25 protein-coding genes and 1 riboswitch are annotated in these 22587 nt (G+C 31.7%); of the genes, 18 read left to right on the forward strand and 7 right to left on the reverse strand.

Going from position 1 to position 22587, the window contains the following annotated elements:
* The 10 genes from ABID96_RS01190 to ABID96_RS01235 all read left to right on the forward strand — a co-directional run bounded on the left by ABID96_RS01190 (position 1) and on the right by ABID96_RS01235 (position 10501).
* Positions 1-645, forward strand: coding sequence for an acetyltransferase (locus ABID96_RS01190; RefSeq protein WP_088001259.1), 645 nt, complete (start codon positions 1-3; stop codon positions 643-645).
* Positions 646-699: 54 nt separating this feature from the next.
* On the forward strand, positions 700-1830 hold the full coding sequence (locus tag ABID96_RS01195) for a DegT/DnrJ/EryC1/StrS family aminotransferase (RefSeq protein ID WP_192603695.1): 1131 nt from the start codon (positions 700-702) through the stop codon (positions 1828-1830).
* A 23-nt stretch (positions 1831-1853) separates the two neighbouring features.
* A complete protein-coding gene (locus ABID96_RS01200) occupies positions 1854-2195 on the forward strand; it encodes a helix-turn-helix domain-containing protein (protein ID WP_192603517.1) in 342 nt (113 codons plus the stop codon).
* 40 nt (positions 2196-2235) lie between these two features.
* On the forward strand, positions 2236-4008 hold the full coding sequence (locus ABID96_RS01205) for an ABC transporter ATP-binding protein (protein WP_192603694.1): 1773 nt from the start codon (positions 2236-2238) through the stop codon (positions 4006-4008).
* Positions 4009-4040: 32 nt separating this feature from the next.
* Positions 4041-5234, forward strand: a complete 1194-nt coding sequence (locus tag ABID96_RS01210; RefSeq protein WP_192603516.1) for a leucine-rich repeat domain-containing protein — start codon at positions 4041-4043, stop codon at positions 5232-5234.
* Positions 5235-5423: 189 nt separating this feature from the next.
* Positions 5424-6152, forward strand: coding sequence for a 6-hydroxymethylpterin diphosphokinase MptE-like protein (locus ABID96_RS01215; RefSeq protein ID WP_192603515.1), 729 nt, complete (start codon positions 5424-5426; stop codon positions 6150-6152).
* A 274-nt stretch (positions 6153-6426) separates the two neighbouring features.
* Positions 6427-7167: a 3-deoxy-manno-octulosonate cytidylyltransferase gene (locus tag ABID96_RS01220; RefSeq protein ID WP_192603514.1), complete on the forward strand. Its 741-nt coding sequence runs from the start codon at positions 6427-6429 to the stop codon at positions 7165-7167.
* Between the two features lie 2 nt (positions 7168-7169).
* Positions 7170-8816 carry an aldolase catalytic domain-containing protein gene (locus ABID96_RS01225; RefSeq protein ID WP_192603513.1) on the forward strand — a complete coding sequence of 549 codons (1647 nt, stop codon included), beginning with the start codon at positions 7170-7172 and terminating at the stop codon, positions 8814-8816.
* Positions 8813-9466 (forward strand): HAD hydrolase-like protein, encoded by a 654-nt coding sequence (locus ABID96_RS01230; RefSeq protein ID WP_192603512.1) that lies wholly within the window; start codon positions 8813-8815, stop codon positions 9464-9466. Before ABID96_RS01225 ends, ABID96_RS01230 begins: the two co-directional genes overlap by 4 nt.
* Positions 9467-9595: 129 nt before the next feature.
* Positions 9596-10501 carry an LCP family glycopolymer transferase gene (locus tag ABID96_RS01235; protein ID WP_377896542.1) on the forward strand — a complete coding sequence of 302 codons (906 nt, stop codon included), beginning with the start codon at positions 9596-9598 and terminating at the stop codon, positions 10499-10501.
* A gap of 115 nt (positions 10502-10616) precedes the next feature.
* On the opposite strand, the gene ABID96_RS01240 is transcribed toward ABID96_RS01235, so the two are convergent.
* The 3 genes from ABID96_RS01240 to ABID96_RS01250 form a co-directional block, all read right to left on the reverse strand.
* Positions 10617-10937 carry a helix-turn-helix domain-containing protein gene (locus ABID96_RS01240; RefSeq protein WP_192603511.1) on the reverse strand — a complete coding sequence of 107 codons (321 nt, stop codon included), beginning with the start codon at positions 10935-10937 and terminating at the stop codon, positions 10617-10619.
* A gap of 184 nt (positions 10938-11121) precedes the next feature.
* Positions 11122-13344: a right-handed parallel beta-helix repeat-containing protein gene (locus ABID96_RS01245; RefSeq protein ID WP_377897018.1), complete on the reverse strand. Its 2223-nt coding sequence runs from the start codon at positions 13342-13344 to the stop codon at positions 11122-11124.
* A gap of 209 nt (positions 13345-13553) precedes the next feature.
* Positions 13554-13691 (reverse strand): hypothetical protein, encoded by a 138-nt coding sequence (locus tag ABID96_RS01250; protein ID WP_192603509.1) that lies wholly within the window; start codon positions 13689-13691, stop codon positions 13554-13556.
* Positions 13692-14151: 460 nt separating this feature from the next.
* On the opposite strand from ABID96_RS01250, the gene ABID96_RS01255 reads away from it, so the two are divergent.
* The 6 genes from ABID96_RS01255 (at position 14152) to ABID96_RS01280 (ending at position 18011) form a co-directional block, all read left to right on the forward strand.
* Complete coding sequence (locus ABID96_RS01255) at positions 14152-14592, forward strand: hypothetical protein (RefSeq protein ID WP_377896544.1); 441 nt, start codon at positions 14152-14154, stop codon at positions 14590-14592.
* Entirely contained in the window at positions 14567-14701 is a 135-nt protein-coding gene (locus ABID96_RS01260; protein WP_377896545.1) for a hypothetical protein, read from the forward strand. Before ABID96_RS01255 ends, ABID96_RS01260 begins: the two co-directional genes overlap by 26 nt.
* Positions 14702-14766: 65 nt before the next feature.
* Positions 14767-15336: a signal peptidase I gene (lepB, locus tag ABID96_RS01265; RefSeq protein ID WP_192603507.1), complete on the forward strand. Its 570-nt coding sequence runs from the start codon at positions 14767-14769 to the stop codon at positions 15334-15336.
* A gap of 21 nt (positions 15337-15357) precedes the next feature.
* Complete coding sequence (locus ABID96_RS01270) at positions 15358-16011, forward strand: hypothetical protein (protein ID WP_192603506.1); 654 nt, start codon at positions 15358-15360, stop codon at positions 16009-16011.
* A gap of 67 nt (positions 16012-16078) precedes the next feature.
* Positions 16079-16861 (forward strand): hypothetical protein, encoded by a 783-nt coding sequence (locus ABID96_RS01275; protein ID WP_192603505.1) that lies wholly within the window; start codon positions 16079-16081, stop codon positions 16859-16861.
* Between the two features lie 91 nt (positions 16862-16952).
* Positions 16953-18011, forward strand: coding sequence for a hypothetical protein (locus ABID96_RS01280; RefSeq protein ID WP_192603504.1), 1059 nt, complete (start codon positions 16953-16955; stop codon positions 18009-18011).
* A gap of 42 nt (positions 18012-18053) precedes the next feature.
* On the opposite strand, the gene ABID96_RS01285 is transcribed toward ABID96_RS01280, so the two are convergent.
* The 3 genes from ABID96_RS01285 to ABID96_RS01295 all read right to left on the reverse strand — a co-directional run bounded on the left by ABID96_RS01285 (position 18054) and on the right by ABID96_RS01295 (position 20283).
* Positions 18054-19580 carry a S8 family serine peptidase gene (locus tag ABID96_RS01285; protein ID WP_192603503.1) on the reverse strand — a complete coding sequence of 509 codons (1527 nt, stop codon included), beginning with the start codon at positions 19578-19580 and terminating at the stop codon, positions 18054-18056.
* Between the two features lie 181 nt (positions 19581-19761).
* Complete coding sequence (locus ABID96_RS01290) at positions 19762-20085, reverse strand: helix-turn-helix domain-containing protein (protein WP_192603502.1); 324 nt, start codon at positions 20083-20085, stop codon at positions 19762-19764.
* Between the two features lie 60 nt (positions 20086-20145).
* On the reverse strand, positions 20146-20283 hold the full coding sequence (locus ABID96_RS01295) for a hypothetical protein (RefSeq protein WP_158093288.1): 138 nt from the start codon (positions 20281-20283) through the stop codon (positions 20146-20148).
* A 35-nt stretch (positions 20284-20318) separates the two neighbouring features.
* Positions 20319-20441: riboswitch (cyclic di-GMP riboswitch) on the reverse strand.
* A 388-nt stretch (positions 20442-20829) separates the two neighbouring features.
* Between ABID96_RS01295 and ABID96_RS01300 the strand changes: the two genes are divergently transcribed.
* Positions 20830-21279 (forward strand): chemotaxis protein CheX, encoded by a 450-nt coding sequence (locus ABID96_RS01300; protein WP_192603501.1) that lies wholly within the window; start codon positions 20830-20832, stop codon positions 21277-21279.
* 42 nt (positions 21280-21321) lie between these two features.
* On the opposite strand, the gene ABID96_RS01305 is transcribed toward ABID96_RS01300, so the two are convergent.
* On the reverse strand, positions 21322-21837 hold the full coding sequence (locus tag ABID96_RS01305) for a sigma-70 family RNA polymerase sigma factor (protein ID WP_192603500.1): 516 nt from the start codon (positions 21835-21837) through the stop codon (positions 21322-21324).
* Between the two features lie 308 nt (positions 21838-22145).
* On the opposite strand from ABID96_RS01305, the gene ABID96_RS01310 reads away from it, so the two are divergent.
* The gene (locus ABID96_RS01310; RefSeq protein WP_192603499.1) at positions 22146-22538 is read left to right on the forward strand and encodes a competence protein ComK; all 393 of its coding nucleotides are present in this window, start codon (positions 22146-22148) and stop codon (positions 22536-22538) included.
* Positions 22539-22587: the final 49 nt, after the last annotated feature.

Here is a 22587-nt window from a genome sequence, read left to right on the forward strand (position 1 = left end):
ATGAGAATTATTATTTTAGGTAATGGTGGACATAGCAAGGTCATCCAAGATATGATTTCTTCTTTAAAGAACCATGAAATTTTAGCAGTTTTAGATGAAAAGTATACAGATGAAAAACAAGAAAATGGAATCATCTATGCGCCTATCTCTTACTTACAAAAATTTTTAGATGATGATGTCAAAGTTGTAATTGCTGTAGGTGATAATAAGATAAGAAAACAAATCGTTTATACAATCAATTTAAAAAATGAAAAATATGTTACTGTAGTTCACCCATCGGCAATTGTAAGCTCTTCATCCAAAATTGGAAATGGAACAGTTGTCATGCCAAATGCAATCATCAATGCAGATGCGACAATTGGTGAGCACTGCATTATTAATACTGGTGCAATTATAGAGCATGACAATAATATCGGTCATTATACGCATCTCTCACCAAATACGACATTAACCGGTAATGTTTTAGTAGAAGAAGGAGCCCATATCGGGGCTTCGGCGACAATCATACCTGGAATAAAGGTTGGAAATTGGTCGATTGTTGGGGCAGGTTCAACGGTCATTCATCATATTCCTTCATATAGTACAGCGGTCGGGAGTCCTGCAAGAATTATAAAAAATATAGATTTGGGTATAGAAATCTCCTAAAAAGGTGGTCATATTGAAGTGTCTTTATCAAGAATCTATTTATCTCCGCCACATATGAGTGGTAACGAACAAAAGTATATACAAGATGCGTTTGATACAAATTGGGTTGCTCCTTTAGGACCTAATGTAGATGAATTTGAGAAAGAAATTATAAACTATTTGGGAGCCAGTGAAGCCATTGCCGTCAGTTCAGGAACGGCTGCTATTCATTTGGCTCTTTCTTTATTAGGAGTTTCAAAAGGTGATAAAGTATTTTGCTCAAGTCTTACTTTCGTAGCAAGTGCTAATCCTATTATTTACCAGGGCGCAGAACCGGTTTTCATTGATTCAGAACCAGATACATGGAACATGTCCCCACCAGCACTTGAAAGAGCACTAAGGGAAGCTTACTTAGAAAGAAATTTACCAAAAGCTGTCATAGTTGTGAACCTTTATGGTCAAGTAGCAAAGATGGATGAGATATTATCTTTGTGTACTGAATATGGCGTTCCAATGATTGAGGATGCAGCTGAATCATTGGGCTCTACATATAAAGGAAGACCAAGTGGTACATTTGGTGAATTTAGTATCTTTTCTTTTAATGGTAATAAAATTATTACGACTTCTGGTGGAGGAGCGCTTATATCTGAAAATGCAGAGGCTATAAAAAGAGCTAGATTTTTAGCAACCCAAGCTAGAGATCCTGCTCAACATTATCAGCATAGTGTTACAGGTTATAATTACCGACTGAGCAATATATTAGCTGGAATTGGAAGAGCTCAATTGCAAGTTTTAGAAGAGCGCGTAGAAGCAAGAAGAAGAATATTCAAACGTTATTATCAAGAATTAGTACATTTACCAGGTGTTACATTTATGCCTGAGTTAGAGAATACACGTAGTAATCGGTGGCTAACTACTTTAACGATAAATGAAGGGCAGTCAGGAGTTTCTGCAAAAGAACTGATTGAAATGTTTAATGAAAATAATATTGAAGCTCGACATGTGTGGAAACCGCTTCATCTTCAACCTATCTTTCTAAATACCCGTTATTATTCCCATTCGAAAGGCGAGCATGTTGCTGAGCAATTGTTTGAAACAGGGATCTGTCTTCCTTCCGGTTCTAATCTATTGGAAGACGAACAAAACAAAGTCATTAGTTGTCTTAAACATACAATACAAAGTATGAGTAAACAAGGCGTTGAGTGACGGAAAGAATGAGGTATAGAAAAATGATTGGAAAAAACATTTATGAGATTCGTAAAAAAAAGGGACTTACACTGACCGAACTCGCTGAACAAGCCAATATCTCCAAGTCTTACTTGAGCAACATTGAACGTGAAATAAATCATAATCCTTCAATACAAGTAATGGGGAAAATATCCAAGGTTCTAGGAGTAGATTTGAAAAACTTGTTAGCCAATAAACCCGAAAATCCAATACTTCCAGAAAGCGATTGGCTTGATTTAGTAAAGGAACTAAAAAAATCAGGAATTGAAATTGAAAAACTACATGAATATAGGTCAGTTTTTGAATTTATAAAATGGCAAAATAATGAACATAAAAGAGAATAAAAAGACCAAAGCGGACATTTAGAAGGAAAAGGTGAATAAAATGATTGATAATACCAAAAAAGTGCTTTTGTTATTTAACAAAGGAGAAAAGAAAAAATTATTACTCATATTTTTTATGATGATCGTTTCCGCCCTATTTGAAACTTTTGGTATAGGGGTCATTGTTCCTTTTGTGGGGATAGTAACAAATCCATCTATGATAACTGAACAAGCTAGCATCAATTATTTATACAAATTCTTCAATTTTCAATCTACAACTACTTTTATGATTTTTGCAGTAATCGCTTTACTTTTTATTTTTATTGTTAAAAATCTCTATATTCTCCTCTTTCTATATGTGCAAAATAGGATCGTTTTAAATCAACAAGTTAAACTATCAAAAAGACTATTTGAAACATATTTATCCAAACCCTATACCTTTCATCTACAAAGAAATACAGCAGATCTACTTCGAAATGTAAATATAGAAGTACCGAATTTGTTTCAAGGAATTATTATGTCAGCATTTATGTTAATAACAGAAATCTTAGTAATTGCATGCATAATGGGTTTGTTGTTATATACGACATCTATATCAACAATTATAGCTTCAGGCCTTTTAGGAGGAAGCGTATTCCTATTTTTTAAAATTTTTCGTAAAAAAATTAATAAATTAGCAAAACAGCAACAAGTTGTTGATGGAATGATGATTAAATGGGTCAATCAAGGGCTTGGTGCGTGCAAGGAAGTTAAGGTCACTGGTAAAGAAAGTTATTTTGTTAGTGCCTACACTAGTAAGAGTCAGATAAACGCAAATATTAAGCGATATAGAATGATGCTAGAACAATCTCCAAGGCTTTTTATCGAAACAATACTAGTAATGATCGTACTAATAATGGTATTAATCATTATTTTTCAAGGGAAAAATACAGCCAATATAGTATCTACAATGGCATTATTTGGAATGGCAGCATTTCGCCTGATGCCATCAATTAATCGTGTAATGAATATGATAACAGCTATCCGTTTTAGTAAGCCTGCATTAACAGTTGTTTACGAGGATTTGTTTACAAATAATGAAACTTATTCAAATAAAGGGACAATAGAATCGGCTGTAAATAAGAGTGATATTGGAAAGTTTACGGATTCTATAAAGTTAAATGAAATCTCTTTTCGTTATCCAAATCAAAAAGAGTATTCTTTAAAGGATATTTCTTTAACAATACCAATCGGTCAATCAGTAGCATTCATTGGAGAGTCGGGTGCTGGGAAGACTACATTGGTTGATATGATACTTGGACTATTTCAACCAGAAAAAGGTAGTATTTTAGTAGATGGTGAAAATATAAGTGAAATTAAATCTATATGGCAACAAAAAATAGGATATATCCCCCAATCTATTTTTCTTACAGATGATTCGATCAGAGAAAACGTTGCATTTGGCGTACCGAAGGATCAGATTGACGATCATGCAGTGTGGAATGCTTTAGAACAAGCTCAGTTAAAAGACTTTATAGAAGGCCAACCAAATCAGTTAGACACAACGGTAGGAGAAAGGGGAATTAGACTTTCTGGAGGTCAACGTCAACGGATTGGAATTGCTAGGGCTTTATATCATAATCCTGAAATTATTTTTATGGATGAAGCTACATCAGCTCTAGATAATGAAACTGAAAAGGACATTATGAGTGCTATTGATGATTTGAAAGGTGAAAAGACTTTAATCATTATAGCTCACAGATTAAGTACGATTAAAAATTGCGATAAGGTATTCAAAATTAATAAAGGTAGATTAGTATCTGTTGAGGATAAATTAGGGATGCCTGCAATCTAAAGAATTAAAATAAATGAATAGTGAGGAATCAAATGAGAGTACTAATTAAAGAATATCTTAGGGAGCGTATTTCAACATATTATAAAAGGAAGTTTTGGAAAAGGTTAATCAAAGATATTAATAAAAGTTCTAATATGCACATACAAAGTGAAGACAAATACATTCCATATATTAATAAACCTGGTATAGCATTTTCATTTGATGATAGCTTTAGAATAAATGATTGGTACAAATATGGAAAAGATTTATTTGGATTTTACGATGTAAAGGTTACTTTTAATATCAATGCTTTTCATCACTTTGAAGGACAGCGGGAACATACTCAAAAAGAAATAGATATGTTGATTGATTTACAGTCAAATGGCCATGAAATTGCACATCATGGATTTAAACATGAGAATGCTGTTAATTACGCAAAAGAGTTTGGATTAAATAACTGGGTAGAACATGAAATTAAACCATTATTTAAATGGATAGAAAAGCAAAGCCATTCTAAAACAAAAGAAAAATTCAAGAAACCCGTTACTTATTCTTTCCCTTATGTTAATTACACTGAAAGCCACATTTTAGAATTGGTTTCTAAATATTTTAAAGTTGTGAGAGGTGGATTTAGCGATAAAAATAATTTAGTCGAATTTAATCAAACAGGTTATGTACCTTCTATTGGAATTGATGAAATTGTATTAAGTGATGTAGAGTACGTAAAAAAAATATTGAGAATCGCTAAAGAATCAGGTACGAATGTAATCTTTATGTGCCATTCTATTTTACCTGATGAGATAGATTGGAGTGATTTTGGTTGGGAAGAACAGTCTTTGGAAAGTGGTAAATATAGAATCTCGCCTGAAACGATTCAAGACATTATTGATGAGGCAAAAAATATCGATTTAGAATTCTATACTACAGCTGAAATTGCTGGGGTGGCTACATTTATTGATCGTAATATGGAAAGTTCGATTAGAGAAATAATCTCGAATCCACTTGAACAATGGATATCTATTTCAGAACTAAGTAAAATAACAGAATTAGACTTAAGTGGGAAAAATATTTCAAATTTAGACGGTTTACAATATTTTTTGAATCTAGAAAAACTCAACTTAAGTAATAATAATATTACAGATTTTAGACTTTTAGAAAAGCTTCCAAAGTTAAAAAAGATAGATCTTAGTAATAACTTAGAAAGTAAAAATGAAACATTCTATCATTCTAAAAAGATTGCAGAATGAGAAAGAATTTTCACTAAAAAGGTAAAAGTTTTTAATTAAAAGAGGTGATAAATAGTGACATTAATCAATACTTTAAGCAAAAATAAATTCACACACTTTTTTATTTACCATATAAGTAGAACAAAATCTAATATTCGATTTCACTTGATTCCAAGGATTTATTTCAATATAAATAAGTTCTTTCGTGTAATGAACATTAATAAAAGCAGCCAATATGAAAAAATGAAATTATTTAAAAATACACATAAAGGCCAAAGATGCTTTATTGTTGCTACAGGACCGAGTTTAACAATTGATGACCTTAAAAAATTAAAAAATGAAACAACCATTAGTATGAATTCAATCTGTTTATCTTTTGATGAAACTGATTGGAGACCCACCTACTATGGTATACAAGATGTAAAGGTCTTTAATTTACTAGAAAATTCAATTGAAAAGTATGATTTAAAAAATAAATTTATTAGTGACTCGATTTCAAAAGAAAAGAATATTTCAGATGGTTATTTTGTATTTCCGTTAAATTATTTAAACCATAATACTTTTCATAAAAATTATCGTACAAAATTTAGTAATGATTCATATTCAGTGGTCTATGATGGTTATTCAATTACGTATTCAATGATTCAGTTAGCAGTTTATATGGGATTTAGTGAAATTTATTTAGTGGGTGTTGACTGTAATTACTCAATTAATGGTGCACAGCATTTTAAAGATTATGGATTAATAGAACAGTCATCGGAAGCTGTAAAAAGAATGATTAGTGCTTTTAAGGAAGCAAAGAAATTTTCAGATCGGAGTCAAATCAAAATTTATAATGCTACAAGAGGCGGGATGCTCGAAGTATTTGAGAGAGTAAATCTTGACGAAGTATTATCAATAAATAAAGAGTTAGAAGAATTAATGGAAAGAACTATATAAGTTATTAAAATAAATGGTTGGTTACAGCAAATTTATGCAATTTATAAGATTGTTTTAAATTCTGAAAATTCTATTTTATTTAATTGACACACTTATTAATAAGTGTTAGTTTTATTTTATAGTTCGTTCGTTATTACGAACGCATAAGGGATTTTACCTTGTACTCTCAGTTTAATTTTGTTAAATAATTAGTGTTATGAATAGAAATAACTCTATTTTTTTATATTTCCGTTCGTTATAAGAAACAAATATTCGTTAAATAGGAGGAAACGCTATGAAAATTGTTGGAGTTATTCCAGCTAGGTTTAATTCTTCAAGATTTAAAGGGAAACCATTAGCAGATATATGTGGGAAACCAATGATATGGTGGGTACACCAGCAGTTGAAACTGGTAAATGAACTTTTTGAGGTTTATGTAGCTACAGATGATGTAAGAATTAAAAATGTCTGCGAAGAATATGGGATTAAAACTGTAATGACCTCCGAAAGTCACAAAACACATCTAGATCGACTACATGAAGTTTCTACAAAGATTGACGCAGATTTTTACGTGAATGTAAATGGAGATGAGCCTTTAATTGAGTCTCAAGCGATTTCTAAAATATTACCAAAAGACGTTGATCCAAACTCAATTTATATATCAAATCTTATGACAGTGTTAAAGAATCCATTAGAAGCAGTTGATTTTTCGAAAATAAAAATTGCGACAGATGTATTTGGGTATGGACTATATATGGCTAGAAGTCCAATTCCTTATCCAAAGGGAACTTATGAATTTAACTATAAAAAATTTGTTGGTGTGCAATGTTTTACTAAAAGTGCACTTGAATTTTGCAATAAGTCTAAAAGGGGACCAATTGAAGAAGCAGAGGATATTGATGAATTTAGATTTTTGGAGAATGGACAAAAAATTAAATTTATCGAAGCTGATGTAAATACTTTATCTGTTGATACACCAAAAGATCTTGAAAAAGTCAAAATGATCATAAAAAATCGACTTGAATGCGTGGTGTAAACGTGAATAATATTAGGTTGCTCGATTGTACGTTACGAGATGGTGGGTATATTAATAATTGGAATTTTGGACAAAAAAGCATTAAGAAGATCATTGAAAAGTTAGCAATATCTAACATTGATATTATCGAATGTGGATTTGTTAGAGATGTTGAATTTACTAATAATAAGTCGATTTTTAATGATGTCGAGACTATTAAAGAATTTATTAGCTCGAAGAATAGAAATATTACTTATGTAGGTATGATTGATCAACCGTATATTCCAATTGATAGAATTAAAGAGTACGATGGAACTTCTATTGACGGATTTCGACTAACCTTTCACGAGAATGAAAAAGAAATTGAAGAGGCATTAGCCTATGGCAAAATATTAATGGAGAAAGGCTATAAAGTCTTTATTCAACCGGTTGGAACTACAAGCTATTCAGATGAAAGCCTCCTAGAACTTATTAAAAAAGTTAATAAGTTAAAACCATACGCTTTTTATTTGGTGGATACTCTTGGACTCATGTATAAAAATGATCTTTTAAGAATGTATCATCTGATTGACCACAATCTGGATGAATCAATCAGTATAGGATTTCATTCACATAATAATCTCCAATTATCATTTTCAAATGCTCAAGAGTTATTAATGCTACACACTAAGAGAAATATAATCATAGATTCTTCCGTATTTGGAATGGGAAGAGGTGCAGGCAATCTATGTACAGAGCTTGTAACTCAATATATTAATGAAAACATAGAAGAAAAATATAATGTGGTTCCATTATTAGAAATCATTGATGAGCATCTAAGTAAATTTTCATCTGAATCTCAATGGGGTTATTCAGTTCCATATTTTATTGCAGCGATCAATTATTGTCACCCTAATTACGCTTCTTTTTTAATGAATAAACAAACGATATCAGTAAAATCCATTAATACGATATTAAAACAGCTTCCATTGAAAAAAAGGGATATTTACGATGAGTTATATATTGAGGATTTATATATTAATCATCAAATCCATTTAATTGATGATGCAGAAAATCTTGATGCATTAAATCGGCTTATTGCTAATCAAAAAGTACTTATAATCGCACCTGGAAAATCTGTTGAAACACAAGTAGAAAAAATAAGGGAGTTTATAAAAGGGTATAATCCTTTTATTGTTAGTGTGAATTTTAACCCAGATAGTTATAAGAGTGATGCTATATTTATTAGCAATTTAAAAAGATTCGATGGTATAGCAGATACCATTAAAGAAATTACAGATAATACATTATTAATAACTACATCAAATATTACTAAATCAAAGGTGAATAATTCTTTAGTCGTAAATTACTCTGATTTACTTCTAGATAATCCAACAATATCGGATAATGCCGGTTTAATGTTATTAAATCTTCTGAACCGTTTATCTGTAAAACAGGTGTATCTAGCTGGATTTGATGGCTTTAGTCTCGATAAATCGACAAACTACTACTCTACTGAATTGATTAATAATATTGAAATGGAAGAACTTGTGAAGAAAAACGAAGTGATTAGAAAGCAATTAGCTTTCCTTGAGAAAAACATGGAAATAAATTTTGTAACGACTACTATTTATCATGATTTAGATCCAAATGATAAAACTTCATCATTAATTGAGCTGGAGGCAAAATGAAATATTCCACTGTAATTTTTGACTTAGATGGAACATTATTAGATACTTCCGAGGGAATAATGGTAGGTGCTAGTTATACAGCTAGTAAAATGGGAGTTTCAGAATTAACAAGCGAACAACAAAGAAGTTTTATTGGTCCGTCACCTTATCATTCTTTTATTCGCGAATGTGGTTTTACTGAGAGTAAAGCGAGAGAAGCTGTTGAAATTTATAGACAAAGATATAAAGAAAAAGGTCTTTATGAGGCAAAATATTATGGTTTTGTAAAGGAGTTATTAAAAGCATTAAAAGACAAAGAATATAAAACCGGAGTAGCAACTTTAAAAAGAGATGATTTAGCGAAAGATATTTTAATGAATTTCGAATTATCGATGTACTTTGACTCGATAAATGGAATTGATGACATGGATACGCTTAGTAAATCTGACATTATATTAATGTGTTTGAACGAATTAAGACAGGATGATTTATCTAAAGTAGTCTTAATCGGTGATAGTGTGCATGATGCGATTGGTGCTGAACAGGTGGGGATTGACTTTATTGCTGTAACGTATGGATACGGGTTTAAAAATAAAGAAGAAGTAAGCGCAAGTAAAAATGTATTTATCGCGGAAAGTGTTGAAGAGATCATAAAATACTTAAATTTATAAATAAAAATACATTCACTTACACATCTCTGTTCTTAATAAAGAATAAATTTCTAATGATAATACCACTTATTTAATAAAAGAGTGGTTATTTTCATTTGCAAATTTTAAGTGAAAAAGGGGCATAGGATCGTGAATTGGAAAAAAATCTTGTTAAAAGCGGGTTTAACTTTACTCAGTCTAGCTTTAATCGTTGGAGTACTTGGAATGTATATATATCATGAGGTAGTCAGTACATCTAAAGTGATTTATCAACCAATTAAGAAGTCAGTTAGACGAGTTGAACCGATTAATGTAGTGGAAAAAGATCCGTTTTCTGTATTGCTTTTGGGTGTTGATAAACGCGAAGGTGATAGAGGACGTTCTGATTCTTTAATGTTATTAACAGTTAATCCTAACAATGACACAACAAAGATAATTAGTATTCCGCGTGATACGAGAACCCTTATAGTTGGTAAAAATCGTATAGATAAAATTAATCATGCATATGCATTTGGTGGCGTACAAATGACGGTTAATACGGTCGAAAAATTCTTAAATATACCAATTGACTACTATATGGAAGTTAATATGGAAGGGTTCAAGGATGTGGTAGATGCAATTGGTGGTGTAAAGGTTAATAATACGTTGGATTTTACAAATGATGGTGTTCATTTTAAAAAAGGAAGCCTTTTTCTTGATGGTAGCGATGCACTTAGTTTTACTCGTATGCGATACGATGATCCGAATGGTGATTTTGGAAGAGAAGCTAGACAACGTCAAATTATTGAAGCTGTCATTACGCAAGGAGCAAAGATAGAAAATTTAATAGGTTATGATGAGATATTAAAATCGATTAAAAACAATTTAGTAACAAATTTTACAATACAAGAAATTTATAAAATTCAAAGAGAGTACCGTCAAGCAAGTGGAAATATTGAACAAGAACAACTACAAGGAAGTGGAAAACTAATCAAAGGTATTTATTATTACCAAGTGCCAGAAAAAAACCGTCTTACACTTTCACATGAGTTACGTAAACAACTTTCATTAGAATGAAAATAGAAAATCCTATTATTACGAATGGTCATTAATACTAAATAGTCCATAAAAACCTACCATTACATTTTTAGTAGGTTTTTTTGGACTATTTTTTTACCAATTTATTAATTTTTCATTTTCCTTGTTTAAACTTATTGAATTCAATAAATTTTTTTAACTCCTCTTTTGGAATTCCTGAATCAATAGCCTCCTGCAATATAGTCATCCATTCCGAATCTATTACATTGATTACATCATCATCTTCTTTAAGTAGGTTTTCTGCTGTTGTATTAAAAACTTCTGATATTTTATCTAGTACTTGAATAGAAGGGTTAGTTTGAAGCTGACGTTCGATTGAACTAATATAAGACTTAGCAACACCTGCTCGTTCGGCAAGCTCCGTTAAAGATATTCCATGTTGTAAACGTAGTTTTTTAATCCGTTCTCCGATCATACATGTTACCCCACATCTGTTAGCTATAATAAAAAAGTATATCATATAAGTTTCGAGTAAATTAAATAAATTTCTGTGAATTAAAATGAAAACAAGCGAATCAATTTAGGATTCGCTTGTTCTTTGAAATGAAGTGATTGCTAAACTGAAAGATAAAAGGTACGAGGCTTGTCTTATTTGTTTGTTAATTGAAGATATTATTTTTAACATAAGGAAGTAATACACTTGGTACAGTAATCTTATTAACAACGTTTGCAGTTAACGTATTATTAGTAATTGATACATTTGTTGGGATCGTAGAGTTTTTGTTTAATTCAACTGCTGCACCAGTATGCCATGTGTCACCTGGATCAGTAGTGTTTGAAATGCGATTTCCTGTAATCAATAAACCATTTAAGGAGCCTTTTGTACCGCTCGAAGTTTGGAAAATACCATTTTTTCCACCTGAAATCGTATTATTTGTAATGGATATGTTCGCCATAGGTCCATCTTGTACAGTAATGAAAACACCGGAAGAATTAGTGATGGTGTTTTGATCTACTGTCACATTTTTTGTCGTCCCTTTTATATAAAGAGAATAGTAACTAGTGTTCTTAAACGTATTGCCGCGAACAAGTAATCCATCTATTTTTAGAACGTCATAATAATCCGTAATAATTCCGACTTCGAAATTTGTAAACGTATTATCAATGAAAGACGTATCTTTGATATCAGTTACAGTAGCAAAAATATAAGCGGCTGCCCCTTGACCATTACCTGTAAATGCGTTTCTTGAAAAAGTTGTTTTTTCTGCTCCAGCTATAATAGAAACGGCGTCCCCAGTTGCCGAAACAGTGTTATCGTAAATCTGTGTATTAATGGAATTTATTCCCCAAGTGCCCTCGATTTTAAATCCGTCTACTGAATTGATTGTATTTCTGTAGATTTCGAGATCCTTATTTTTAATCCAAACAAATATTTGACTAACATTTAATTTATTATCAAAAATTTTCGCACCATTTGTCTCCATCACTAGGAATCTGCCTGTTGGACAATTGACGGTATTATTATTGAACTCTACATGATTAAAATAATTGTTATCATTTTTTCCGCCTTCAAGTTGGACGCAGTAGTCACCATTGGATGCATTTGATGTAAAAGTGTTATTGTAAATTTTCGCATCATCAAAATTCATTTCTTCCCATGGCTCGAAGTGTAGAGCTGGGCGTCCCAAAGTATTTGTACTAATATTATTGTAGATTTTTAAATGATTTACTTGTTCTATAACAATATTAGAACGTCCATTATTTTCTAAAATATTGTTTGAAATTGTTACATTATCACTTGCTGCAGTAGATCCTGAAATTGAGATACCATCTGCAACCGCATTTTTTAATCGATTGTTATCAATTACAATACGATCCGCATCGAATGCAAAGATACAATGCATATGCTCGATTCCATCTGGATGTTTAAGCGCATTGCCATCACATGTGATATTTTGTATTTTTGTATCATTTGCCATATTAATGACGCGATAGTAACCTGAGCCACTTGTATCAGATAGTTTTAGTGTAACAGTATCACGATTTTCACCGACTATATTTACAAATGGTTTTAGATAGATTGGACGTAAACTGTACGTTCCCGCAGGAATATACACATTCCCTCCACCTCTAGAACCTAGATAATCGATAGCTGATTGAAAAGCAGCTGTGTCATCTGAGCTACCGTTACCGACTGCGCCAAAATTTTTGACATTCACTTGATTTGTTTCTAAAGCTGTTACAGTTACTAATACAGATTGTGTTTTTCCTCCATAGCTAGTTGAAATTGTAGCAGAACCAGGATTGATGGCTGTTATGACACCATTAACATTAATTGATGCAATATTTGGATTTGAGGAAGAATATTGGCTGTTAGTTGTAACATTTGCAACCGATTGATCAGAATAATTCGCTTGAACTGCTAGAGCTTTGGACTCATTGGTTTTTAAGTCAATTGAATTAGGTATAACAGTTAAAGAGACAAGTTCTTTGACTGGAGAACTGTTGACCGTAATCGTGCTAGTGGCTTTTACACCATTTAGAGTAGCTGAAACTGTAGCTAAACCATTATTTTTAGCTGTAATGATACCTGAATTACTAATCGTTGCAATTGTATTGTTTGAGATAGAATATGTTACTAAATTTGTTACATCTTTTTTCGTTAGGTTTGTATAAGTAGCTGTTACTTTCACTTGTGTGGTTTGGTTGATATTGCTGAAACTATAATTTGGTAAATTAAACGAGAGGGACTTAATACTACTTAACTTAGATTTAGCAATTTTAGAGGTTTTTGGTGTGAAATTTAGGGGATCTTTAATTGCAACTACTTGAACTACAACAACAGCTATTAATAATAAAGTGCTTATGAAGAGTAGAAGCATTTTTTTCAACTAATAAACATCTCCAATTGTATTTAATTATTTATATAGTATAGTATGGGACAAGTCTATCAATGTGATAGTAGAAAAGTGGAAGTTTTAAAAATTGAATAATTTAAAGTAATTAAATAAAAAAACCCATCAATGTTTCCATTCTTAGGAAACGTTGATAGGGTTTGCTATTTCATGTTTTATTATGTAATTACTTTCAGCTAGACTTGTTTTACAGAAGAAGATGATTGTGTTAGAAATGCTTGAACTTCAGATGGCGAGATACCCGCATCAATACAGTCTAATATTAAATCTAACCAGCTGGGTTCATTTGAACTGTCTAGTAAACTTTCTTTCATACAATCTTCCTCCTAAAAATATAAATATGAGCCTACATAATTCAATCATATTTTAAATAAGAATGGACAAGTATTGACCCATAGTTTATTTATACGTTGAATGATTATAAATCATTCTTAGAAAATGTGGGGAAATTGATTCAATATGCATTCAGTAGGATATAAAAAAACGATTGCAGGTGTGGACCTATGATGAAGGAACTTTATTTTTTTAGGTCCCATACAAAGCCAATTATATGAGGACTTTCGCCTATATTAAGAGAGGTTAAATCTTGTACAATTAGCCTAGGACGGTCTCTTTTTTTATCAATTTTCAACAAAGAATGATTCGAAAAAGTCGATATTTGTTTTATTTTATTTGGAATAAAGGTGTTGTAATTAGGAAATTCGTTCTATATAATGAAGCTTGTGAGGTTGTTCATTATAAAGAACAGAATGTGATGAAAGGGGTAAATACTAAATGATTACCCGGAAGAAAAAATATAAAAAACAATCAAAGAAAACTAAAATTATTGTTAGTATGATAGCAGCTGGTGCAATTGTAGTATCATCCACAAGTATTGCTTTTGGTGAAGCTGATGTATCTACTTTACTATCTAACTGGTACCAAACAAAAATAACAGAAGAAAAAAACAAGATTACCGAGGCAGCTATCGTAAAAACTGAAGTGGAGAAAGCGAAGTTAATAGAACAAATTCGAACTGATATTGAAACTTCTGCTTCGGAAATCGTTCTTTATTCAGAACGAAAGAGTGCAGAAATTCAACTGGCGATTGAGCAAAAAAGGAAAGAGCTAGAAGAAGAAATGATCAAAAAGAATAGTGAAGATAAAAATAAGGTAAAAGAAGAAATTGAACAATCTACCGAAGCTCAAATTGAAAGAAATAAAAAAAGACAATGATAATAAAAAATCAGATGATCAGTTAAATGATTCAAAAAATGAGAATGAACAATCCATTGACGATTCAAAAGAACAAGATGATCATTCGAAGGATAAACCAAAAAATTAAGAAGAACACGCCATAGAGTATTCAAATAAAGACAATCAATAAAATTAAACAAATAGGAGAACCATATGAGCCAGATTAATATGAGTAGTGTTCAATTAAATAAAAGTACTGAAAAATTTACTAGTAAACTAGTAAGCTGGATTAAATATATTATTATATTAATATTTGTGTTTTTTATCTTCCATAATGTAATTGGATTAACGAAAGTAAGTGGCAATTCAATGAATCCTACTTTTCAAGATGGTGGATTGATATTGGTAAATAAAATAGCAAAACTATATAAAGAGCCAAAGCTTGGAGATATTGCTATTATAAGTCAACCGGATCAAGGAATTGATATTGTAAAACGAATTATTGGTGTAGCTGGTGATGTAGTGAAAATTCAAGAAGGTATTGTATATGTGAATAATGAGCCAATACCGGAAGTAATAGCATTAGGCAAATCCACTGATTTGGCAGAGCAGACTATACCTGATGGTTCAGTATTTGTTATGGGGGATAATCGTACACCGGGAGAAAGCCTAGATAGTAGAGACCCAAGTGTTGGACCAATCTCAGTTAACTTCATTAAAGGATATGTTGTTTATTCATTACTACCATTCCATAGTATTCCTAGACCATTGGTACTCCAATAATATTGATTAAGAGGTGGGAATATGAAGAGGCTACTAAATTATAAAAGAGCTTTTGCTTGTGTATTCATTGGACTTGCCATGGCAATAAGTATGGGAAGTGTGTATGCTAACACAGATGTAAAAACACTGTTTACTCAATGGGCTGATAGAAAAATTAATCTAGTCAAAAGTAAACTAAATGTTGAACAAGAGAAAGCTTTAAATAAAGAACAAGAAGCAATCATTAAGCAAGTAACTGGTTTAAACGTAAACACTTTAAAAGAAATTGAAAACTCTCAATCTAAAATTCAAAAAGAAGTAATATCTGATATTCAGAAAGAACTTTCATCTCTTGAATCAAGATTAGATAATTCATATAAAGTGAAAAAACAAAAAGTAACTGGAGATTTTGACTTAGCTGTTGAGGAAGTAACTGGTAAAATTCATAATGAATTAAATACAATTTATGAAGATCCACAATTAGTTCCAAGTGATAATACTCATAAAGTTGATTTTCCTTCATATGAAGACGCTCATTTATTAGTAAACGAAGAAATAGAAAAGACGAAGAAAACAATTAATCAATTGAAAAGTATGGCTGACCAATCACAAGACAGTCATGTGAAAAAATATTTATTTGATAAAGCATTGGTATTAGAAATCATCATTCAAAATATCGAAAAAAGTGAACACTGATATGTTTCGTCGTTCGTTATAAAGAACGGTACTAATATATAAAATACATAAATAAGGAGAGTTCGCAATGAAAAAAGTACTTACATTAAAAGGGAAAATTGCAGTAGGCTTAGCATCAGCTACATTATTAGGTTCTACAGGAGTTGCATTTGCAAGTAGTAACGCAGGTACACAATTTGGTATTTGGGCAGATGCACGTATCCAAGCAGCACAAACAACGATTACAACAGCATTAGGATTATCGAAAGCAAGTGCACTTACTACACTTCAAAATGAAACTAATGCAAAGAAAACGAGTGCAGTAACTGAAGTGAATACAGCAGCTCAAACTGAATCAAACGCAACTCAAGCTGCAATTCAAGCTAAACTTGATGAGCATGTAGCTAGTTTGCAAACTGCTTTCAACTCATATTCATCAACTCTTGGTTCTAAATTCGATACATTCGTATCACAACAAAATGCTGCAACTCAGTCATCATTTACTCAAAAAATAGCTGATTTAACAACTCAATTAACAAGTGCAATCTCAACAGCGCAAAATGCTGGCGTAAATAAAATTACTGAGGAGGCACTGTTAAAGAAAAGCCAAGCAACTACTGATTTAATTTCAAAAATTAATCAAGTAAAAGCAGATCTTCAAGCAATTATTACGTATGAACAAAATATCGCCCAAGGTGAAGTAAACGCATTTTTAGCTGCTCAACTAACAGAAGCAACGAATACGCTAAACGCTTTAATTAACACATTAAAAACAAATGCGATTAATGTGATTAATCAAACTGGCGATCCAATCGTTACGCAAGCAGAAGCAGATTTACAAGCAATTGTAAATGGAATTCCAAACAATTAAGTAGTAATTGGTATTTTGTGTAAAATCCATATAATGCCATTCTTAATAGAGAACAAAAATAAAAAATATAAATTTTAGGGAGAGATTATTTATGAAAAACGCACTATCATTAAAAGGGAAAATCGCAGTTGGTCTTGCAGCAGCAACATTATTAAGCTCTACTGGAGTAGCATTTGCAAACAGTAATGCAGGAACACAATTTGGAGTATGGGCAGATGCTAGAATTCAAGCAGCTCAAAACGCAGTTGGACTTGCATTAGGTTTATCAAAAGCAAACGCATTAAACACGCTTCAAAATGAAACGAACACAAAGAAAAATACAGCTGTAAGTGAAGTAAATACAGCAGCTCAAACTGAATCAAACGCAACTCAAGCTGCAATTCAAGCTAAGCTTGATGAGCATGTAGCTAGCTTACAAAGTGCATTTAACTCATATTCATCAACTCTTGGTGCAAAGTTTGATGCATTCGTAGCGCTACAAAATGCTGCAACTCAATCTTCATTTAGTCAAAAAGTAGCTGAGTTAACTGGTCAATTAACTACAGCAATTACATCGGCACAAGCTGCAGGAGTTGAAAAAGTAACTGAAGAGTCTTTATTAAAGAAGAGCCAAGCAACTTCTGACTTAATTGCAAAAATCAATAAAGTAAAAGCAGATTTACAAGCATTAATTAATGCTGAGCAAAATACAGCTACAACAGAAGTAAATGCATTTTTAACTTCACAAGTTAATGGAGCAAATACTGCATTAAATAACACGATTGAAACTTTAAAAGCTAATGCAGTTGCGGCATTCGCAGTAGCTGGTCAAGATGTTGAAGATAGTGCAATCTTAAACTTCGATAAAGTAATTAGTCGTTTAGATAAAGAAACACCAATTAAAGTTGATGTACAAAAGTTAAAAGTTATTGATCTTGGAATTATCGATGGCAACAGAACTTATAAAGTTGAAAATACAAATGAATTTGACGTCGTTTACAAATGGAAATTAACTTTCACAAACGCTGATGGTGTAAGTGAAACTAAATCTAAAGAAGGTAGTGCGGCTATGGGTGTAAGTTACTTTAATACACCAGTACTTGGTGGGGTTGTATTAATTCAATGGCAAAATGAAAATGGTGATTGGGTAACTGGATCTATTTATAACTAATATAAAATCAAAAATGCAATGGCAATTAGCCATTGCATTTTTTTATTGTGTCACAGTAAAACTTTTACTTCCAAAGCTACCAACTACTCCTTCTTTATATGCTTTAATGAGGACCAAATAATTACCTATTTCAGAAGTTTGATATCCAGTATAACTTTGTAGGGTAATAGTAGCCAGTCCTTGACGGTTTGTCGTAGATGTTACAATACTCATCATTCCAGTAGAAGGAGCTTGTGAGTTGAAATAAATCGAAGCATTGCTAACTGGTTTATTAGATTGGTCAGTTACTTTTATTGTAAATGAAATAATATCTTTCGGTTTAATGATTTCACTACTTTTCGTAACAGTTAACTTCGTTTTTAAAGGCAGCGTTACTGAACCATCATTACCATAGATAGGTAAACCATATCCATAGAAAGCATCCACACCTGAATTGCCTAAATCGAAGGCTAAATTTGTTAAACGGTTGCGAATTGCTTGTACAGTATCAGTTGGATATTTTTGTTTTAAAAGACTTAGTTCTCCAACAATATATGGTGATGCCATAGAAGTCCCACTAAGTGTTGTATAGCTATTATTAAGATAAGTACTGTAAACATCCACCCCAGGTGCAGCAACATCTACTTCTGGTCCAGTGCTTGAGAAATCAGCACGTAAATAATAACGATCCATTGCTGCAACTGCAATTACATTTTCATATTCGGCCGGATATGAAACAGTGAAAGGAAAACCAGTATAGTTTCCACTATTTCCAGCAGCTGCAACTACTAGGATTCCTTTACCAACTGCATTGTTAATAGCAGCTTCAAGTGCAGGTGAATCATAATAAAATCCTAAGCTCATATTGACGATGTCCATTTTATTCGTAATCGCCCAATCAAGACCTTTAATAATATCAGAAACATAACCACTTCCTGTATTATCTAATACCTTTACTGCATAAATGCTTGTATCAGGCGCTACACCGACAACGCCAAGACTATTATTCTCTGCACTGATCATACCAGCTACATGTGTGCCATGGCCGTTATCATCTGCATAAGAAGTTGTATAAGGTACAAAGGATATTCCACCTGAAACAATAACATCTTCATGAGGACCCACTCCTGTATCAATCACAGCAACTTTCACCCCTTTACCTGTCAAGCAAGAACTCCAAGCAGAAGGTGCTTTTACTTTATCAATACCCCAGTCACGAGATTGAGCCATAGCTTGTACACTTTTCATATCTATAGAAGAAACTACTGAAATTTGAACTTTTTGATCCTTTTCAATAGATGCAACTTGATCATTTTTTGCCAAAGTCTCAATTTGATTTTTAGAAAGTGAAGCTGTTACGACAGATGAATCTTTTAAAGAGTTCACTTTTTCATTTTTTAATGAACTAATTTTACGAATAGATGTTTTTTTCTTAAATGTAATAATTACCTTAATTTCATCTTGTTTTAATTGGTCCATTTTGAAATTTGTTAGTTTATAAGCTGAAGGGTTAGCGGTAGTAGAATAAAGAGGAATATAGATAGCAAGTAATATAATCGCACTTAAGAGAAATCTAGTTATCTTTTTCAAATCTTTTATCATCTCCAGATAGTTAATTTTGCGTACAAATCATCATATGGAATATGTGGTGCTTTTGAAAGGGGGGTTAGTGGAATTTGCTAGGATAAAAGATCTATTTAATAGATTTGCTTTTTAATAACAACAAAAATCCATCAAACTAGATATAAGTTCTATATCTAAATTTGATGGATTATTTACCTTGTTTATACTTATTAAACTCTATAAACTTCATTAATTCTTCTTTTGGAATACCAGAATTAATTGCTTCTTGAAGGATATTCATCCATTCAGAATCAATCGTCTTTGTTGGTGAAATATCATCTTCTTTTAAAAGGTTTTCGGCCGTCGTGTTAAAGACACCAGCTATTTTCTCTAGCACTTGAATTGAAGGGTTACTTTGTAAGCCTCGTTCAATTGAACTGATGTAAGATTTTGCGATGCCTGCGCGTTCTGCAAGCTCAGTTAAAGACATTCCATGTTGTAAACGTAGTTTTTTTATGCGTTCTCCGATCATATTTCTACTCCATATCTTTTGACTATTACAAAAAGTATATCATAGTAGAGAGTAGATCACCTAGTTTTGACATGAATCCTTAATGCAATTGTAAAGAAATGTGCGAACTTCTTCAGGTGTAATTCCTGCTTCAATACATTCTAATAATAAATCCGTCCAGCTTGATTCAATATGATATTCCTTTAACTCTACTTGCATTGAATTAAACCTCCCAAAATTAAGGTATATGATACCCAGGTAACCCTGCCATCTTTGTTCAGTAAAATATATATAATATTAGATCGTTTATATCATGTTTGAACAGAAGATCAGTGGTTTTGCGTCCCAATTTTTCAAGTGGTTTGCCTTTTTCTGGGGGATAATTTCTTGACTTTTTAATATATTCTTAGTTCTAGTAGAAATTATATACTGAATTACATTCACAGATTGTAGGAATTTGTAACTACACAATAAATTAAAATAATTTCAATAATATTATTTTCATGTGATAAATAAAGGGAAATTTGTTAATTACGTAATAAAATTTGAAATTTTCACAAAAAATCTTTTCGACATCTAGTAAAAAGATACTCGAATAAAGGAAATCTAGTAATATATAGTGAATTTAATGGTTTTAAGTAGTAGGTAAGAAGCATCATATTTAATTTTTGAAATTTTTAAAATTCCTGAAAAGCTGCCGATATAATACTTAGAAGATATATGGGGTTAAAAATAGGATAAAAGTTTTATATAAAGGAGACAATTATGAGCGATTCAATGATCATTACCAAATTGTTAAATAGTGCAGTTCAATCAATTAAAACTGTTATCCCATTAGCGTTTACAATAGGCGAACCGAAAAAGCTTAATGGAAATGTTGTAGAAGCGCATTTAGGTGTACTTGTTGGAATGACTGGAGATTGTAAGGGGCAAACGATTTTAAAGGGACCAACGAATACATTTAGCCAACTAGCACTAGCCATGTTCGGAATGCCAGTAGAAAATGAAATATTGATCTCATTTACGGGTGAGTTAGGTAATATGATTGCTGGTAATTTAAGTACGTTTGCATCAGAGCAAGGAGTTGAGATGGATATCACACCACCAACTGTTTGGGAAGGAAATACAACGCTACATAATATTAAAACACCAATCGAATTAACAATGAATTTCGAAGGTGCCGGAGAAATGTCTTTAATCATTTCTGTTGCGTAAGTAAAAGAGTAATCATATGATTACTCTTTTTTTTATGCTAACTTAACCCTGTGTTTTTTGTTTCCTTAATCTTTTTAAAGCATAAAGATAACTTGATCGAACGCTAGCTTCTGGCATATTACATCTAATTGCAATCTCACTAAACGATTTACTCAAATAAAAGCGATCTACTAATATTTGTTTTTGTAGTGGAGAAACGCCGTCTAAGTGGCTCATAAATTGCTCAAATAGGAATGCTTCGTCAAAATAATGTACTTCTTCCTGGTACGAATCTACTACAACAAAACGTTGATCATACTTACTTTGTTTTGTCATTTCGTTTAATAAATGGCCACGAACAGTTGTATAAGCATGATTAGAAAAACTGCCTTTTTTCTCCTCAAAATGTTCATATGCGTGCCACAAAGCAACTAAGCCAACTTGATAATAATCCTCGTAGTTTTTATAGATCCTAAGTGTTTTGATGAGTGATTTAACCATAGGTGAGTATTGAATCAAGCAGTCCTCAAATGATTTAGGCTTGATTCTTCCTGAATTCGTTTGTTTTAGAGTTTTCATTTTTTCGCCCTTTTTAGGCGCGCCAATTGTTATTCCGCGGTGATGTAACTATATAAAATAAAATTGTATACCTCATCTGAGTAAACTTTAAAAATCAAATAGAAATAATATGTAAGTTTATATTTTGAGGATGAAACTTAATGTTTGAGTGGAATTATTTGAGAAAAATTGATAAATGAAGTGATTTTTTGAAAGAAATTGTTTTCTTCCCTAGAAGGATTTTCTTTGGTCAAGAGAACTGTCATAAATTAAATGACATGATTTTGATATAATTTTAAGTAAGGAAATACAATTAAAGGGAGGTAAAAATGTCAAAGTTAGATTACGTTATTTCATATGAAACAATGTTACTTGAACCTGCAGACCACCCAGAATATTTAACGAAAATTACAGATAAAAACAAAGGAATCATTTATTCAAAACGAACAGCAAAATCACTTATTAATGAATCAGCACTTACGTATCATTACTCAGTAAAAGGTCATTTAGAGATAGTGAAAAATAAGTATCCAACAATGAAAAAAATTCCTCTCATGGTTAATCCCACATTATCTATTCTAATGATTCCTACAACATCACCAAATCAGTCTTCCTGTAAATGGTTAAACTTTATTCAAATTGATCAATATCGACCGACGAAAAAGCAAACGAAAATAAGATTTCGAAATGGAGAAGATGTTATTCTTCCAATTTCTTATTAAACATTTGATCAGCAGATGAGTAAAGCAGCAAAATTAATTGGAATATATA

This window comes from Gottfriedia sp. OAE603 (genome assembly GCF_040543965.1).
Taxonomy (GTDB): domain Bacteria; phylum Bacillota; class Bacilli; order Bacillales; family Bacillaceae_G; genus Gottfriedia; species Gottfriedia solisilvae.

Excerpts from the sequence above, each read along its gene's own strand:
- ABID96_RS01190 (WP_088001259.1), top strand. The coding sequence starts at position 1 with ATGAGAATTATTATTTTAGGTAATGGTGGACATAGCAAGGTCATCCAA.
- ABID96_RS01195 (WP_192603695.1), top strand. The coding sequence starts at position 700 with ATGAGTGGTAACGAACAAAAGTATATACAAGATGCGTTTGATACAAAT.
- ABID96_RS01200 (WP_192603517.1), top strand. The coding sequence starts at position 1,854 with ATGATTGGAAAAAACATTTATGAGATTCGTAAAAAAAAGGGACTTACA.
- ABID96_RS01205 (WP_192603694.1), top strand. The coding sequence starts at position 2,236 with ATGATTGATAATACCAAAAAAGTGCTTTTGTTATTTAACAAAGGAGAA.
- ABID96_RS01210 (WP_192603516.1), top strand. The coding sequence starts at position 4,041 with ATGAGAGTACTAATTAAAGAATATCTTAGGGAGCGTATTTCAACATAT.
- ABID96_RS01215 (WP_192603515.1), top strand. The coding sequence starts at position 5,424 with ATGAACATTAATAAAAGCAGCCAATATGAAAAAATGAAATTATTTAAA.
- ABID96_RS01220 (WP_192603514.1), top strand. The coding sequence starts at position 6,427 with ATGAAAATTGTTGGAGTTATTCCAGCTAGGTTTAATTCTTCAAGATTT.
- ABID96_RS01230 (WP_192603512.1), top strand. The coding sequence starts at position 8,813 with ATGAAATATTCCACTGTAATTTTTGACTTAGATGGAACATTATTAGAT.
- ABID96_RS01240 (WP_192603511.1), bottom strand. The coding sequence starts at position 10,937 with ATGATCGGAGAACGGATTAAAAAACTACGTTTACAACATGGAATATCT.
- ABID96_RS01245 (WP_377897018.1), bottom strand. The coding sequence starts at position 13,344 with ATGCTTCTACTCTTCATAAGCACTTTATTATTAATAGCTGTTGTTGTA.
- ABID96_RS01250 (WP_192603509.1), bottom strand. The coding sequence starts at position 13,691 with ATGAAAGAAAGTTTACTAGACAGTTCAAATGAACCCAGCTGGTTAGAT.
- ABID96_RS01255 (WP_377896544.1), top strand. The coding sequence starts at position 14,152 with ATGATTACCCGGAAGAAAAAATATAAAAAACAATCAAAGAAAACTAAA.
- lepB (WP_192603507.1), top strand. The coding sequence starts at position 14,767 with ATGAGCCAGATTAATATGAGTAGTGTTCAATTAAATAAAAGTACTGAA.
- ABID96_RS01270 (WP_192603506.1), top strand. The coding sequence starts at position 15,358 with ATGAAGAGGCTACTAAATTATAAAAGAGCTTTTGCTTGTGTATTCATT.
- ABID96_RS01275 (WP_192603505.1), top strand. The coding sequence starts at position 16,079 with ATGAAAAAAGTACTTACATTAAAAGGGAAAATTGCAGTAGGCTTAGCA.
- ABID96_RS01280 (WP_192603504.1), top strand. The coding sequence starts at position 16,953 with ATGAAAAACGCACTATCATTAAAAGGGAAAATCGCAGTTGGTCTTGCA.
- ABID96_RS01290 (WP_192603502.1), bottom strand. The coding sequence starts at position 20,085 with ATGATCGGAGAACGCATAAAAAAACTACGTTTACAACATGGAATGTCT.
- ABID96_RS01295 (WP_158093288.1), bottom strand. The coding sequence starts at position 20,283 with ATGCAAGTAGAGTTAAAGGAATATCATATTGAATCAAGCTGGACGGAT.
- ABID96_RS01300 (WP_192603501.1), top strand. The coding sequence starts at position 20,830 with ATGAGCGATTCAATGATCATTACCAAATTGTTAAATAGTGCAGTTCAA.
- ABID96_RS01305 (WP_192603500.1), bottom strand. The coding sequence starts at position 21,837 with ATGAAAACTCTAAAACAAACGAATTCAGGAAGAATCAAGCCTAAATCA.
- ABID96_RS01310 (WP_192603499.1), top strand. The coding sequence starts at position 22,146 with ATGTCAAAGTTAGATTACGTTATTTCATATGAAACAATGTTACTTGAA.